This window comes from Bradyrhizobium sp. USDA 4473 (genome assembly GCF_054063335.1).
The window spans coordinates 2,667,930-2,682,467 of the sequence record NZ_JBSSGE010000001.1; the positions used below are offsets into that span (position 1 = coordinate 2,667,930).

Sequence of the window (14,538 nt, forward strand, 5' to 3'; positions counted from 1 at the left end):
AGGAGCCGAATCCGTCACAAGCTCTCAGGATGACGGTGATAGGCTTGGAGCTGTGCGCGCAGCCGCGCCCTTACCCCACCATGCGGTCGCGGCCGGACCAGAAGCGGGCCTTCAGCACCTTCTTGTCGACCTTGCCGACGCCGGTCATCGGCAGCTCGTTGACGAACTGGATCTGTTTCGGCGCGTGCGCCGATCCCTTCTTTGCCTTGACGAGGGCGATCAGCTCGTCGGCGTTGGGCACCGCGCCCTCGCGCGCCACCACGACGGCGGTGACGGCCTCGCCCCATTTGTCGTCGGGCACGCCGACCACGGCAACCATCGCCACATCGGCGTGCTGCGACAGCACATCCTCGACCTCGCGCGGGAAGATGTTGAAGCCGCCGGAGACGATCATGTCCTTCTTGCGGTCGAGGATGAACATGTAGCCGCGTTCGTCCTTGCGCGCGATGTCGCCGGTGTGCAGCCAGCCGCTCTTCAGCGTCTCCGCCGTGATGTCGGGCCGCTTCCAGTATTCTGCCATCACGTGGGTGGCGCGGACGCAGATCTCGCCGGCGTCGCCTGTTGCAACCTCCTGGTCGTCCTGGTCGAGGATCTTGACCTGGCAGGCGGCGATCGGGAAGCCGCAGGACAGGAACAGATCCGGCGTCTTCGGATCATGGTCGGCCTTGCGCAGCACCGAGACCGGATAGCATTCGGTCTGGCCGTAAAGCTGCGAGAACACCGGGCCGATCCGCTCGATACCCTCGACCAGCCGGCTCGGCGACATCGCGGACGCGCCGTAGAGCAGGAGCTCGAGCGAGGAGAGGTTGGTTTTCGGCAGCGCGGGATGATCCAGCATCACATAGATCATGGTCGGCACGAACAGCGTAAAGTTGATCTTCTCGCGTTCGATGGTCGCAAACACCGCCTCCGGATCGAACCCCTTCAGCATGTGCACGGTGCCGCCGCGCATCAGCGTCGGCAGCACTTTTGTCCCCGCGACATGGCTGATTGGGGCCACCGTGAGGTAGCGCGGCGTCTCGGGGATCTCGAAGTCGGCGAGGATGGCTGCGGCGAAGCCGCCATATTCGCGGTGATAGCGCAGCGCACCCTTGGATTTGCCGGTCGTGCCGCCGGTGTAGTTCAAGGTCGAGATGTCGTCATCGCGGGCGAAGTTCTTCGCGGTCGCGCTGCCGGCATCCTCGACCACGCGCAACAGGTCGGCCCCGTAATCCGCCGGGCCGAGCGTGAACACCGTCCTCAGGCCCTGCGCTTTCGTCGCGAGCTCGCCGCCGCGGTCGCGAAACGTGATGCCGTCGACGATCAGCATCTCGGCTTCGGAATCCTCGATCTGGAACAACTGGTCGTCGAGCGAGCCGAGCGGATGCAGCCAGGTGATCGCGAGCCGCGACAATTGCGCAGCGACGCCGGCGCACCAGCTGTCGGCGCGGTTGGCGGTGAGCATCGCGACGCGGGTCCCCGGCGCAAAGCCGAGCCGCATGAACACGCTTTGCATCCGTCCGATCAGGTCGGTCGCGCCTTGATAGCTGAGCGAGCCGCCCGGCCATGCGAAGGCGGTGCGTGACGGATAGCGCGCCAGTGCCCGCAAGGTTTGTTCGCATACCGCCGGAAATGCATAGAGCGGATTGCTCATGTCGTGGCCTCCTCCCGCTTTGTCTTTGGCCTCTTGCGTGCCAATGTTGGCGACAAGCTAACACAATGATGATGGGAAGAAGCAATTGTCCGCTGATCCTCTCGCGCGTTTTCGCGATCGCCTTCGGTTGCCGCTGATTGCGGCGCCGATGTTTCTGGTCTCCGGTGTCGAACTGGTGGTAGCCGCCTGCCGCAACGGCGTGATCGGTTCGTTTCCGACCGTGAATTGCCGTGAGACGGAACAGCTCGATGCGTGGCTCGGCGACATCGAGGGGCGCTTGCGGTCGCATGAAGATGCGAGCGGCCAAGCGGCGGCGCCGATCTGCCCGAACCTGATCGTGCATCGCTCCAACGCGCGGCTGCAGCAGGACCTCGCCGTGCTGCTGCGGCACAAGCCCGAGCTTGTGATCACCTCGGTCGGCTCGCCGGCGCCGGTGCTTGGCCCCCTGCACGATGCCGGCGCGCTGGTGTTTGCCGACGTTGCGTCGATCCGCCATGCCGAACGCGCGGCAGCAGTCGGCGCCGACGGGCTGGTGCTGCTCACCGCGGGCGCCGGCGGACAGACCGGATGGCTCAATCCGTTCGTATTCGTCCGCGCGGTGCGCGGCTTCTTCGACGGCCCGATCGTGCTCGCCGGCGGCATCAGCGACGGCCACGCGCTGCGCGCCGCGGAGGCGCTCGGCTGCGAGCTGGCCTATATGGGCACCAAGTTCATCGCGACGCACGAGAGCATGGCGGATGCGAGATACAAGCAGATGCTGGTCGCGGCGACCGCCGACGACATCCTGCTGACGACGGCGTTCACGGGTCTGCAGACCAACATGCTGCGGCCCTCGATCGAGGCTGCCGGCCTCGATCCCGACGACCTGCCGGCGCGCGGCGCGATCGACATCGGCAAGGACATCGACATCGGCGCCCGTGAAAGCCGGCCGAAACGCTGGCGCGACATCTGGAGCGGTGGCCACTCCACCTCGGGGGTGGCCGGGGTGCTCGGCGTCGACGAACTCGTGGCGCAGACGGTCGCGGAATACGAGGCGGCGAGCGCGCGGGTGCGGCTCGCCTGATCATTCAAGTGCCGCCTGTCCGCTTAACGCGGCATTAACCATGCCAGTCCCAACTATGCGTCACGGGATGGTCCGCCGCCACGGCCGGCCGCCCGGCAGTTGTGGGAATGCGACATGGCTCTTCAGGCGCTCTCCAAGACCCCGGCCTCGCTCGACGAACTCCGGACCCGGGTGTTCTACGCCCTGCAGCGGCATCCGCTGTGCCGTCAGGTTGAATTCGACATCGTCAGCACGCCGCGGACCCGCCGCACCAACTGGACCGTCAGCATGCATTCGGTCCAGCCCGGCGCGCTCTGGACGGCGCACGAGATCGTCGCCGACATCCAGGAAGCCTATGAGCTTGATGCGGCAGCCTGATTTTTCGGGCCGTTTCGGGACGATTTCACCTATTTGGCGCCGTCGCGGCACGCTAACGCCGCATTTCGCGCGCAGTTTGCGGTGACACCGGCCGGCAATGGAGTAATTTTTGACCAGAGCCATCACCATCGTCGCCCTGACCTGCTTCCTGCTCGCCGGCGCCGCGATCACAGCCATTTTGGGCCGTGACAGCCTTCCGGCGGCGCAGGCCGACGTCGGTCCGGTCGCCAACCGTGCCAGCAAGCAGGACAAGCTCGCGGTCACGACGCTTGCCGCGGCCTCCTTTGACGTGCCCACCAAACCGGCCGATCCTCCCGCCGGCCCGTCGCCGCTATTGCTGCGCGCGCAAGCCGCGATACCGGGTGCAACCGATACGGTGCGCCAGGCTTACGCGTCGGCCGAGCCCGCCGATATAGGCCTGCCGAAGCTCAACGATCCCGTCGATGCCGCGCAGCCGAAGGTCGCTGAGCCCGCGCCGGTCGCGCCCGCAGCGCCGCCGAAGCCCAAGGCGGCCGCCAAGCCGGCGCCGCAGAAAAACTATGCGCTGCTCAGCGATGCCCAGATCGCCGGCATCAAGGACCGGCTCAAGCTGTCGTCGTCGCAGGAATATTACTGGCCGGCGGTCGAGACCGCGCTGCGCGCCGTCGCCCGCAAGATCCACGCCAAGCGCCAGGGCGATCCCGCTTCGGGCACCATGCCGATCGATCCGGACTCCGAGGAGGTCCAGCAGCTGAAATCGGCGGCGATGCCGCTATTGTTCCAGCTGCGCGAGGACCAGAAGAACGAGGTCCGCTCGCTGGCGCGCCTGATCGGCCTCGAGCGCGTCGCCTCGATGATCTGAGCGCAGGGTTCGGATCGGACCGAACCTGCGTTCCTCTATCCCGCGCGCGCCTCCGGCGGCCGCAGCTTCTCGACCTTGCTCTGGGTTTCGACCAGCAGCTGCTTCATGAAATCCTTGTTGCGCTTCAGCCAAGGCTCCAGCGTCTGCCTGACATCGCCGGGCGACCTCTTCTCGATGGCCTGCGCCAGCCGGGTCTGAAACGTCCCCCATATCCTTGAACATCTCCTTCAAGAGAGCATCGTCGGAGATGTTGATCGCCGATTTGATGTCGCCGACGGTTTCCAGTTCGCGCATGTTGCCCTGCCGCAGGATCGAATCCAGGTTCTCCAGGCATTCGTGGTAGCGCGCGAGCAGGTCGTCCCATCGCTTGGCGGTGACGTCCTCGTCGAGGTCCTCGACGGCGTTGTACAGCGGCTCGAGGAACGACCATCGGAAGCGCCGCGCCAGCCGCAGCAGGATCGAGAGGAAGACGATGTCCTTCGGCATGTTCTGCGCAACCATCAGCCTCGGATCCTCGCTGAATGGCGGCATCGGCACGAAGATGATGACGACCGAGAACGGCGTGCTGTCGAGATATTCGAGCCGTGCGATCACCGGTTGATACAGCTTCAGGTCGCGGAAGATCGGGCTCAGGACCTGCTCGCGGCCTCGCCGGCTGGCAATATCCACGTCGGCGAACGAGTTCGCGACATAGCTCGTCAGCTCGTCGAGCCAGGCGCCGCTGTCGTAGCGGTTTTGCGCGCTGAGCAGATCCTCCCAGTCGAGATCGGCCGTATCGGGACCGGACAGCAGCGTGGTGGTGGCAGCGTCGGCCTCGAGTTTCGCATCCTTCAGGAAGCCGCGCGCGCGGTCCGCCGGCGGCAATGTCCTCAGCGTCTCGGCCTTCTGCCGGAACGACAGCTCGTCGCTGAACACGATGCGCAGCCGCAGGCGGAACAGCTCTTCGGGCCGGGTGATCTGCATGAACTGCGCGTGCAGATCCTTCGCCGCCTCGTTGAAGTCGCGGGCGTGGTTGGCATTCAGCCGCGGCCTGAGCGGTGCGACGCCGAAGGTCGGCTTCACGAACAAATCTTCGAGAAACCGCCGGACGTCTTCCTCGCCGATGCCGTAGAACTCGTTTTCCGCCAGCATCGGGAACGACGGCGATGCGTCGACCGAGAACCACAGGACCTTCGAGGTGAGCTTCAGCGCGCGCTTGTAGCCATCGAACTGCGAAATCTCGGACGCACACCAGGTCCAATTGTGCTCGGCGTTGGTGTGGATGAAGATCAGGCAATCGGCCTTCGCCGTGTTGTCGATCATCCATTGCCGCCATTCCGAGCCGCCCGGGATTTCCTCGCAGACGAAGCATTCCATCGGACGCTGGCCGTCCAGGCTGCTGAGATATTCGAGCCGCGCCTTCAACAGACGGGCGAGGAATCTGTCTTCGGCGCGATGGCTGATGAACACCGAGAAATCGTCTGGCATGGCAAAATCCGATCTGCATCAAATTGCTGCGACGGCCGGGCCGGGTCTCGTTGCGCGTCTCGCTACGGATCGAATGATAGCCCGCTGCTGGAATTGGCGGTCGCTGGCTGAGAAAAAGAAATGCCTCCTGCCAGTGAACTAGCTCACTATACCTTAGCGTGTATGGGGTGCATGATGTTTGTCGCGGGGAGCCGCGCGCGGGAAAATCGCCGTGCTCCGGCGTCGAATGGATAAAATCGTCAACAAGTCGGTGTATCGATCTGGTGCATCGCTCATGTCATGACCTGGTGCCGTTTGCGCTCGGAAGCGCATCCAATTGGGCCTTCGGCCGCGACCGGTCGGTCGTTTCGAAATCAGCAAATCTCATTGTTCTGCGGGGGCAACCATGCCGAAGACCAAGCAGCAGCATCTCGATCGCGATGCCGGACCGAAGCGAATCCTGGCGCTCGACGGCGGCGGCATTCGCGGCATTCTGACGCTCGAATATCTGGCCGCGATGGAGGCACTGTTGCGCAAGCGGCACAACAACAACGACCTGTTGCTGTGCGACTATTTCGATCTGATCGGCGGCACCTCGACGGGATCGATTATCGCGGCCGGACTTGCCTGCGGCATGACCGTGGACGCCTTGAAGACGCTCTATCGCGGGATCGGCACCGATATCTTCCAGGAATCATTCTGGCGGCGGGGGTTGCTGGCGCCGAAATTCGACTCCGACGCCTTGCAGCGCGCGCTCGATACGCAGCTCGGCGCCGATACCGTGCTCGGCGGCGATCGGGTCCGCACCGGCCTGATGATCATGACCAAGCGGCTCGACACCGGCAGTCCCTGGCCGCTGCATAACAATCCGGACGCGGCTTTTGCGAAGCAGGACGGCGCATTGCGGCTGACGCAAGTCGTTCGTGCCTCGACCGCGGCGCCGACCTATTTCAAACCCGAGGAGATCACGATCTCGGCGCGCGACGGTCACACGGTCAATGGCGCCTTCGTCGACGGCGGCGTCAGCCCGTTCAACGATCCGGCACTGCAACTTCTGATGCTTGCGGCGCTCCATGGCCACGGCTTTCGCTGGCATACCGGCAAGGACAGGCTGCTGTTGATCTCGGCCGGTACGGGCCAATTCCGCTCCACCTATTCGACCGAGCAGATCGTCCGCATGCCGGCGGCAGAGCAGGGCGTGCGCTCGCTGCAGTCGCTGATGGACGATTGCAGCCGGCACAATCACGGCATGCTGCAATGGCTGACCGATTGCCGTACGCCGTGGTCGATCGATCGCGCGGTGACCGACATGATTGCGGACAGCCAGAGCGGGCCGCAGCTCGCGACCTATGCGCGCTACAACGTGCTGCTGGAGACTGCCTGGCTGAAGCAGACGCTCGGCATCGAGCGGACGCCGGACGCGCTGGCGAAGATCGCGGCGATGGACGATCCGAAGAACATGGACGAACTCGCCGGGATCGGCGGGAAGGCCGCGGAGAAGCAGGTCAGCGCGGACCATTTCCCGCCGGCCTTTGATCTCGCGTGATGCCGCGCGGCGCGGCGGACACGCCGATCCCGGCTTCGACAAGGATTTCGCCTTCAGTTAAGTTCGGCACCTGGACGCAATGATCCAGTCATGAGTCGAGGTGTCGCGATGGCTACCGAGCAAGACGCCAAGTCACCGAACACGGTGGTTCTCTTCAGCGGTCACATGATCGATGCGCCGGATCGAAAAACGCCACGCTTTCCACCCGACGAGGCGCCCAAGGCCGCCGCTGCGATTGCCGCCGCGCTGGAGCGGATCGGGGTCCGCGAAGGCGATCTTGCAATCTGCGGCGGCGCTTGCGGCGGCGACCTGTTGTTTGCGGAAGCCGCGCTCGCGCAGCGCATGCGGCTTGAAATCTACATTCCGTTTGACGAGCCGACCTTCCTCGCCGGCTCGGTGGATTTCGCCGGAGGCGATTGGCGCGCGCGGTATTTCGCCGCCAAATCGCAGGCGACGCTCCACGTCATGCCCGACGAGCTCGGGCCGTTGCCGGCCGGCGAGAACGCCTACGAGCGCGACAATCAATGGATGCTGCAGCGCGCCGCGCGCTTTGGCGGCGAGAAAATGGCCTTCATCTGCCTGTGGAACGGCGAGGGCGGCGATGGTCCGGGCGGCGCGAAGCACCTGATGGAAGAGGCCGGCCGCAAGACGACGTGGATCTACTGGCTCGACACGAGAAAATTATGGGACTGAGGGAATTGCAACATGCCGTCGTGTTTCATGATCATGCCTTATGGCCGCAAGCCGACCCAAGCCGACCCCAAGTTCGGTCCGGCCGAGATTGATTTCAACGCGCTGTGGGATCGTGCTTACGTTCCGGCCATCAAGGCGCTCGGCTATGAGCCGGTGCGGGCCGATCAGGACACCAGCGCGTTGATCGTCAGCGAGATGCTGGAAAGAATCTACTTCGCCGATCTCGTGCTGGCCGACATGACGATCCCGAACGGCAACGTGTATTACGAGGTCGGCATTCGCCACGCATCGCAAAAGACGGGGTGTGTCCTGCTCGCCGCCGACTGGTCCAAGCAATTGTTCGATGTCGTCCAGATGCGAACGGTGCGCTACCCGCTGCCCGAGGGAGAGATCACCGAGGCAACCGCTGCCGCGATGCAGGCCGCGATCAAGGAGCCCATCAGGGCCCTTGCGGCCGGGATTTCGCCGATGCACCAGTCGATCCCGGGCTATCCGGACAAGGTCGACCCGCGCAAGGCGACGACGATGCGAAGCCAGCTCGCCGAGCAAGCTGCATTCCAGACCAAGATACGCGCGGTCCGCGCTGCGCTCGCGGAGGAGCGCATGAAGCGGGCCCAGGCCTTGATTGCCGCCGAGGGCAATCCACCCGCGACCTATGCGAAGGCGCTCGCCCTGTTGCTGCTGCTGCGCGATTGCGTCGATACCACCGCCGACTGGAATGTCGTGCTCAACTACACCAAGGATCTTCCCGAGCGCTTCGCCAACGAACCCGAAGTGCAGGAGAATCGAGCATTTGCCGCGGCCCAGGCCGGCGACGACATCCAGGCGATTGCCGAGATCCAGACATTGATAGATTTCGCGGGGCCGACGCCGGAACGGCTCGGCTTGATGGGCGGCCGCCACAAGCGCCTCGCCAGAGCCGCACCAGCCGACTCTCCTCGCCGCAAGGAGGAGCTCGAGAAGGCGATCGATTGTTATCAGCAGGGTATGGAGCTCGATCTCAACGCCTATTACTGCTCCAGCAACTTGCCCCGTCTCTATCGCGCCCGGGGGAACCCGGGCGACGAAGATCTTGCGCAGGCCACCGTGCGGGTCGCGATTGCCGCCTGCGAGCGGGCCAGACGATTGCAGCTTGCCGACGAATGGCTGCGCCCGACGCAGCTTGCCGCGGCCTTTGACCTCGGTGATCCCGACAAGGCCGAGAGGCTGGCAATGCAGGTGGTTGCCGAGGGGCAAGTGAAATGGAAGGTGAGCAGTGTCCTTCGCGACCTCGAAGCCAGTCTCCAATACGTCACCGACCCAGCAAAGCGCGCGCGACTGTCCGCGACCATCGACAAGGTCAAGGCGGCCTGATCGCGCGCTTCTTCGATTTCGACCTCAACCAAGCCGCATCGACAGCTCGACGTCCTCGGCGAACGGCACCGAGATGTAGCCGCCCTTCAGCGCGCGCACCCGCGCCAGATAGTCGGGACTGTCGTCGGCATTGTCGGCGACCACGAAGGCGCCGGCCTTCAGCCGCCCCTGCACCAGATCGAGGATATCGGGATAGAGCCCCTTGGCGCCGTCGAGCAGCACGAGGTCGATCGCATCGGGCAGATCGCTGCGCAGCGTCGTGAGCGCGTCGCCCTCGCGGATCTCGACCAGATCGTCGAGCCCGCCCGCGATGAGGTTGTCGCGGGCGCGCTTGACCTTGGCCGGTTCGAACTCGCTGGTGATCAGGCGGCCGCCGCCATTGTCGCGCAGCGCAGCGGCGAGGTGCAGTGTCGAGATGCCGAACGAGGTGCCGAACTCGACGATGTTGCGCGCCCGCGCGCCACGCGCCAGCATGTAGAGCAGCGCACCGGTCTCGCGCGAGGCCGCGAGCGGCACATTGTTGAGGCGGCCGTAGAGCGCGCGGTAGTCGGTCTTGCTGCGCATCAGGCGCGCCTGGTCCGCGTCGGAAAGGTCGGCCACCGCGCGCCGGGTTTCTTCCACCGCTGCGGAGGCTTGCGCGAACAGGCGGTCGAGCAGGCCTGCGAGCTGGGGTGAGGTGAGGGTCGTCATGTGGGTCTCCGGTGCAAAAGCGGCGCGTCCTTGCGCCTCGTTAGAAATACGAATAATTATTCGCATTCGCTAATCGCATTCCCCGAATTGCCCATAAGACGTCCATGACCGAACGGCGAAGCTCTTCAGTTTCCTCGCGAAAACAGCCGCAACAGGCGCGATCGACCGAGCTCGTCGCGGCGATTCTCGAGGCGGCTGTTCAGGTTTTGACGAAGGAGGGCGCGCAGCGTTTCACCACGGCGCGGGTGGCCGAGAAGGCCGGCGTCAGCGTCGGCTCGCTGTACCAGTATTTTCCGAACAAGGCGTCGATCCTGTTCCGATTGCAGAGCGACGAGTGGCGGCAGACCACCGGCCTGCTGCGGGAGATTCTCGAAGATGGCGGGCGGCCGCCATTGCAGCGGCTGCGCGCGCTGGTGCACGCGTTCTTCCATTCCGAATGCGAGGAAGCCGCAGTGCGCGGCGCGCTGAGCGATGCCGCGCCGCTCTATCGCGACGCGCCGGAGGCCCGCGAGGCGCGGGCGTCGAGCGCGCGCACCGTCGAGGTCTTCATGCGCGAGGCCTTGCCGAAGGCATCCGCCGCAGCCCGCGCAATGGCGGGCGATCTGATCACGACGACGCTGAGCACGGTCGGCAAGGATTTTTCGGAGAGCCCGCGAAGCCGGGCCGAGATCGAGAGCTATGCCGATGCCATGGCCGACATGTTCTGCGCCTATCTGAAGAGCATCGGAAAGCGCTGACGCTCACAGATAGAGCTTGGCCACCAGAAGAAATCCGAGAACGCCGCTGGTCACTGCGAACACGGTCATGCCGTTGCAGAAACTGACATAGGCGGCCGACCAATAGGCACTCTTGTGAGGCGCAGTCTCGTAAGGAGCTTTCCTGGAAGCAGCCGCGACTTTCTTCGGTTTCTGGGGCAAGCCGATGCATTCCTTGAAAAAGCGCCGCCACCTGGTCAACACAGGTGACGGCGCCCGTCTGAGGGCTTCAGGGCGAAACCCCGCCGCAGCGTAGGCGGCGATGATGAACGGTTCGTATACCGCTCGGCATCGCACGCTCGAATGTCAGCGCAGAAGCAAAGTTCCGCCAGAGCGCGATGAGGTCGTCATCGCGCTTCGGGATGTTACTTGAGCATGATCTTTCGGAAGACCGCTTCGCACTTTTCCGGATCATGCCCTTAGAACGAAGCGTAGGCGTTGCGGAACGCGATGGCGCCGGCGAGCGAGCGCGGCCGCGTGCGCACGGCGTGTCCGTCGTTGCCGCTGGTGACGATCCACTGGCCGTTCTCATGACCCACGATCTTGCCGACGTGGTGACGCCAGACGACGATCGCGCCGACCGAGGGGCCGCCGGCATTGGTGCCGTAGCGCGCCCAGGAGCGCGCCAGATTGTATTGCGGACCCGGATCGCTGCCGACCTGCGTGCGCATGAACCAGCCGCACCAGGCCGCCGGGCGACCCGCGTGTGCGTGCGCATAATGACGATGATGATGGTGACGACCGCGAGCTTCGGCAGCAGATGAAGCAAAGGCCAGGAGCACGGCGACAGCCGCAAGAGTTTTACGCATTACAAAGTCCTCTTGTTGTTGGCAGACCATCCTGACAGTGGGAGGAGGAGCGCAGCGATGACCTGCGATTGGGTTGCGAAGCGACCGCACCGGGTCGAGCGACGCAAAACAGAGGCGGGAACGTGGCCCGCCCAGGCCTTTAAGAAACCGCCTATGGCCAAAATATGACGGTCATACTTGTCTGGCGGCCGAGATATTGCCGAAAACGTCAGGCGCGGCCTGCGATGGGCGGCAGCCCTGTTGCGGCCGAGCGAAACCGACGCCAAAAGCCTTGATCACGCGACGCCGAACCGACCAAAAAAGATTCGCGAGGACCCAGCGTCCAAATCGGAGCTGGATCGTTCGAGCTTCCCGTGGGTTGGAGTCTATGGACAAAAAGGCCGACAGCGCTTTCCGGACGGCTGCCCGCTCTGGATTCGAATTTGTGAGGGTCCGCGGCGCCCGCGAACATAATCTGAAGAATGTCGACGTCGACATTCCGAGAGATTCCCTGGTCGTGTTTACCGGGGTCTCCGGCTCCGGAAAGTCGTCGCTTGCCTTTGGGACGCTGTACGCCGAGGCGCAGCGCCGGTATCTGGAGTCGGTCTCGCCTTACGCAAGGCGGCTGTTTCATCAAATGGCCGTGCCGGAGGTCGATGAGGTCGAAGGCCTTCCACCGGCTGTCGCGCTGCAACAGCAGCGGGGATCGCCAACGACGCGGTCCTCGGTGGGGAGTGTCACGACACTCTCGAGCCTGCTGCGGATGCTTTATTCCCGAGCGGGTGACTATCCGCCCGGGCAGCCGTTGCTATACGCGGAGTCGTTTTCGCCGAACACGCCGGAAGGTGCTTGCCCTCGCTGTCATGGCATCGGGCGCATCCATGATGTCAGCGAGCGGTCCATGGTGCCCGACGATAAGCTGACCATCCGCGAGCGCGCGATCGCCGCCTGGCCGACAGCCTGGCAAGGGCAGAACCTCAGGGACATCCTGGTGACCCTTGGCTACGACGTCGACAAGCCGTGGCGCGAACTGCCGAAGAAGGATCGCGACTGGATCCTTTTTACCGATGAGCAGCCGACGGTGCCGGTCTATGCAGGATATACTCCAGCGGAAACGCGGCGGGCGCTCAAGCGCAAGGAAGAGCCCAGCTACCAGGGGACCTTCACGGGCGCTCGCAAGTATGTACTGCAGACCTATGCGACGACCCAGAGCGCGATGATGAAGCGCCGGGTGGCGCAATTCCTGTCGGGTTCGGACTGTCCGGTCTGCAAAGGCAAGCGGCTCAAGCCGGAGGCTTTATCGGTCAAGTTCGCCGGCTTGGATATCTCCACATTGTCGCGGCTGCCCTTGAAACGCCTGGACGAGCTGTTGAAAGCGTCGCCGGCAAAAGCGAAGCCCGATGCCGGGGATCATCCGGAAAAGGCGTTGGTCTTGAAACGCATCGCCGACGACCTGCGCGGCCGTTTGGAAGTTCTGCTCGACCTTGGTCTCGGTTACCTGACGCTCGAGCGGAGCACGCCGACCTTGTCGCCGGGCGAGTTGCAGCGACTTCGCCTGGCGACGCAGGTCCGATCCAACCTGTTCGGAGTGGTCTATGTGTTGGATGAGCCGTCCGCAGGGCTGCATCCAGCGGACACGGAGGCGCTTCTACGCGCGTTGGCGCGCCTGAAGTCTGCGGGCAACTCGCTGTTCGTCGTCGAGCACGAATTCGATGTGGTGCGTCAGGCAGACTGGATCGTCGATGTAGGGCCCGCGGCGGGAGAGAATGGCGGCAGGATTCTTTACAGTGGGCCGCTGCCGGGATTGGTTGATGTCCGGGAATCCCAGACACGACGCTATCTGTTCGGTGAGGGAGCGGAAGCTTCCCGGAGCAGCCGTGCGGCGCAAGGATGGCTGAGGCTGCGCGGTGTGACCCGCAACAATCTGCACCGACTGGACGTCGATTTACCATTGGGCGTTTTTACCTGTGTCACGGGGATCTCGGGTTCGGGCAAGTCGAGTCTGGTCAGCCAGTTCCTGGTCGAAGCCGTTGGCGACGAGTTGGGACACCGCCGGGAGCCTGATGCGGACGATGACGTTCTGGAAGCCGCGATCGAAACGCTCGGTGGCAAGATCACCGAGGGACTGGACCAGGTGAAGCGACTGGTAGTGGTCGATCAGAAACCGATCGGGCGAACTCCACGGTCGAACCTCGCGACGTACACCGGCCTGCTCGATCATGTGCGGCGATTGTTTGCGGCGACCAAGCAGGCGCGAGCCCGGAAATACGACGCCGGTCGATTTTCGTTCAATGTCGCGAAGGGCCGGTGCGAGACCTGCCAGGGCGAAGGCTATGTCTGCGTCGAGCTCCTGTTTCTGCCGAGCGTCTATGCGCCGTGTCCAACATGCAAGGGTGCTCGCTATAATGCCAAGACGCTCGAGATCAAGATCCGGGACAATTTCAATCGCCGACGTGCTTGCCATGAACGTCGACGCAGCGTTCGAGTTCTTTGCAGATGATGAGTCCCTGCGCCGATCGCTCGGCGTACTGCGCGAGGTCGGTCTCGGTTATATCCGGCTCGGACAGCCCGCCACGGAGTTGTCGGGCGGCGAAGCGCAACGCGTCAAGCTCGCCACGGAACTGCAGCGCGCGCAGCGAGGCGGGACACTCTATGTGCTCGATGAGCCGACGACCGGTCTTCATCCGGCCGACGTGGCAAAGCTGCTGAAGCAGCTCGACGGATTGGTCGAGGCCGGAAATACCGTGATTGTCATTGAGCATGACATGTCGGTCGCAGCAAGCAGCGACTTCATCGTCGACGTCGGACCGGGAGCGGGCGAGGAGGGGGGCCGCATCGTTGCGTCGGGTACGCCGGGACAGGTTGCGCGCGCGGTCGGCAGCCGAACCGCCGGATATCTTCTAAAAGCTATGAATTGAGCAGGCCAGGACCGGATTTGACACGCCGCGCTTCCGGCCCGGCGCGTTCAGCACCGGGCTCTCGTAAGCGCAGTGGTCTCGGCTCACCAGTAGGGCGAGGCTCGATAGTAGTCGTAGACGCGCCGGTCGTTGTCGCGAGTCCAGCTCCAGTCATTGTCGTTGGTGTAACGCGGTGCTTTGTCCAACTGGTCCTTGGTGATGTTGGTCCGGTATCCGCCGAGATTGGTGTCATAGGTCAGGCTTGACCACGGCGTCGGATAGTGATCATCGCCGATGCCGAGGAAGCCGCCATAGCTCAGAACCGCATAGGCGACCTTGCCCGACACCTTGTCGATCATGACGCGCTCGACGCTGCCGATCTTCTGCTGGTCGGCTCCATAGACGGCGGTGCCTTCGACCTTGTCGCTGGCGATCAGATTCCCTGTCTCTCGTTCTGCCATAGCTCTCTCCTGGGG

At 64.0% G+C, this 14,538-nt stretch carries 13 protein-coding genes and 1 pseudogene; 8 read left to right on the top strand and 6 right to left on the bottom strand.

All coding sequences use genetic code 11. The annotated features are described in order from the left end of the window. Nucleotides 1–70: 70 nt before the first annotated feature. Entirely contained in the window at nt 71–1,633 is a 1,563-nt protein-coding gene (locus tag ACVW17_RS12455) for an AMP-binding protein (RefSeq protein WP_456752162.1), read from the bottom strand. An 85-nt stretch (nt 1,634–1,718) separates the two neighbouring features. Here ACVW17_RS12455 and ACVW17_RS12460 point away from each other — a divergent pair, with 85 nt between their 5' ends. The 3 genes from ACVW17_RS12460 (at nt 1,719) to ACVW17_RS12470 (ending at nt 3,894) form a co-directional block, all read left to right on the top strand. Further along, nucleotides 1,719–2,696 carry an NAD(P)H-dependent flavin oxidoreductase gene (locus ACVW17_RS12460; RefSeq protein ID WP_456752163.1) on the top strand — a complete coding sequence of 326 codons (978 nt, stop codon included), beginning with the start codon at nt 1,719–1,721 and terminating at the stop codon, nt 2,694–2,696. Between the two features lie 114 nt (nt 2,697–2,810). After that, nucleotides 2,811–3,053, top strand: coding sequence for a hypothetical protein (locus ACVW17_RS12465; RefSeq protein ID WP_456752164.1), 243 nt, complete (start codon nt 2,811–2,813; stop codon nt 3,051–3,053). A gap of 109 nt (nt 3,054–3,162) precedes the next feature. Further along, nucleotides 3,163–3,894 carry a hypothetical protein gene (locus ACVW17_RS12470; protein WP_456752165.1) on the top strand — a complete coding sequence of 244 codons (732 nt, stop codon included), beginning with the start codon at nt 3,163–3,165 and terminating at the stop codon, nt 3,892–3,894. On the opposite strand, the gene ACVW17_RS12475 is transcribed toward ACVW17_RS12470, so the two are convergent. Further along, a complete protein-coding gene (locus tag ACVW17_RS12475) occupies nt 3,805–5,361 on the bottom strand; it encodes a toll/interleukin-1 receptor domain-containing protein (protein WP_456797169.1) in 1,557 nt (518 codons plus the stop codon). The genes ACVW17_RS12470 and ACVW17_RS12475 overlap by 90 nt on opposite strands. Before the next feature lie 385 nt (nt 5,362–5,746). Between ACVW17_RS12475 and ACVW17_RS12480 the strand changes: the two genes are divergently transcribed. The 3 genes from ACVW17_RS12480 to ACVW17_RS12490 all read left to right on the top strand — a co-directional run bounded on the left by ACVW17_RS12480 (nt 5,747) and on the right by ACVW17_RS12490 (nt 8,932). Then, the gene (locus ACVW17_RS12480) at nt 5,747–6,886 is read left to right on the top strand and encodes a patatin-like phospholipase family protein (protein WP_456752167.1); all 1,140 of its coding nucleotides are present in this window, start codon (nt 5,747–5,749) and stop codon (nt 6,884–6,886) included. A 108-nt stretch (nt 6,887–6,994) separates the two neighbouring features. Next, entirely contained in the window at nt 6,995–7,579 is a 585-nt protein-coding gene (locus tag ACVW17_RS12485; protein ID WP_456752168.1) for a hypothetical protein, read from the top strand. A 12-nt stretch (nt 7,580–7,591) separates the two neighbouring features. Then, the gene (locus ACVW17_RS12490) at nt 7,592–8,932 is read left to right on the top strand and encodes a TRAFs-binding domain-containing protein (RefSeq protein WP_456797170.1); all 1,341 of its coding nucleotides are present in this window, start codon (nt 7,592–7,594) and stop codon (nt 8,930–8,932) included. Between the two features lie 24 nt (nt 8,933–8,956). Here ACVW17_RS12490 and ACVW17_RS12495 read toward each other — a convergent pair whose 3' ends face one another. Then, a complete protein-coding gene (locus tag ACVW17_RS12495) occupies nt 8,957–9,622 on the bottom strand; it encodes an O-methyltransferase (protein WP_456752170.1) in 666 nt (221 codons plus the stop codon). Nucleotides 9,623–9,726: 104 nt separating this feature from the next. Here ACVW17_RS12495 and ACVW17_RS12500 point away from each other — a divergent pair, with 104 nt between their 5' ends. After that, nucleotides 9,727–10,359, top strand: coding sequence for a TetR family transcriptional regulator (locus ACVW17_RS12500; protein WP_456752171.1), 633 nt, complete (start codon nt 9,727–9,729; stop codon nt 10,357–10,359). Nucleotides 10,360–10,362: 3 nt separating this feature from the next. Here ACVW17_RS12500 and ACVW17_RS12505 read toward each other — a convergent pair whose 3' ends face one another. Together ACVW17_RS12505 and ACVW17_RS12510 are read right to left on the bottom strand one after the other, a co-directional pair. Then, a complete protein-coding gene (locus ACVW17_RS12505) occupies nt 10,363–10,539 on the bottom strand; it encodes a hypothetical protein (RefSeq protein ID WP_456752172.1) in 177 nt (58 codons plus the stop codon). 257 nt (nt 10,540–10,796) lie between these two features. Continuing rightward, nucleotides 10,797–11,048 carry a hypothetical protein gene (locus tag ACVW17_RS12510; RefSeq protein WP_456752173.1) on the bottom strand — a complete coding sequence of 84 codons (252 nt, stop codon included), beginning with the start codon at nt 11,046–11,048 and terminating at the stop codon, nt 10,797–10,799. Nucleotides 11,049–11,553: 505 nt separating this feature from the next. Between ACVW17_RS12510 and ACVW17_RS12515 the strand changes: the two are divergent. Beyond that, nucleotides 11,554–14,083 (top strand): annotated as a pseudogene (locus ACVW17_RS12515) (excinuclease ABC subunit A). 83 nt (nt 14,084–14,166) lie between these two features. Here the strand turns inward: ACVW17_RS12515 and ACVW17_RS12520 are convergent. Continuing rightward, nucleotides 14,167–14,523, bottom strand: coding sequence for a PRC-barrel domain-containing protein (locus ACVW17_RS12520; RefSeq protein ID WP_456752175.1), 357 nt, complete (start codon nt 14,521–14,523; stop codon nt 14,167–14,169). Nucleotides 14,524–14,538: the final 15 nt, after the last annotated feature.

Bases quoted from the DNA above. Each gene is read 5' to 3' on its own strand.
- ACVW17_RS12455 (WP_456752162.1), bottom strand. From the start codon at position 1,633: ATGAGCAATCCGCTCTATGCATTTCCGGCGGTATGCGAACAAACCTTG.
- ACVW17_RS12465 (WP_456752164.1), top strand. From the start codon at position 2,811: ATGGCTCTTCAGGCGCTCTCCAAGACCCCGGCCTCGCTCGACGAACTC.
- ACVW17_RS12475 (WP_456797169.1), bottom strand. From the start codon at position 5,361: ATGCCAGACGATTTCTCGGTGTTCATCAGCCATCGCGCCGAAGACAGA.
- ACVW17_RS12480 (WP_456752167.1), top strand. From the start codon at position 5,747: ATGCCGAAGACCAAGCAGCAGCATCTCGATCGCGATGCCGGACCGAAG.
- ACVW17_RS12485 (WP_456752168.1), top strand. From the start codon at position 6,995: ATGGCTACCGAGCAAGACGCCAAGTCACCGAACACGGTGGTTCTCTTC.
- ACVW17_RS12490 (WP_456797170.1), top strand. From the start codon at position 7,592: ATGCCGTCGTGTTTCATGATCATGCCTTATGGCCGCAAGCCGACCCAA.
- ACVW17_RS12495 (WP_456752170.1), bottom strand. From the start codon at position 9,622: ATGACGACCCTCACCTCACCCCAGCTCGCAGGCCTGCTCGACCGCCTG.
- ACVW17_RS12500 (WP_456752171.1), top strand. From the start codon at position 9,727: ATGACCGAACGGCGAAGCTCTTCAGTTTCCTCGCGAAAACAGCCGCAA.
- ACVW17_RS12510 (WP_456752173.1), bottom strand. From the start codon at position 11,048: ATGCGCACGCAGGTCGGCAGCGATCCGGGTCCGCAATACAATCTGGCG.
- ACVW17_RS12520 (WP_456752175.1), bottom strand. From the start codon at position 14,523: ATGGCAGAACGAGAGACAGGGAATCTGATCGCCAGCGACAAGGTCGAA.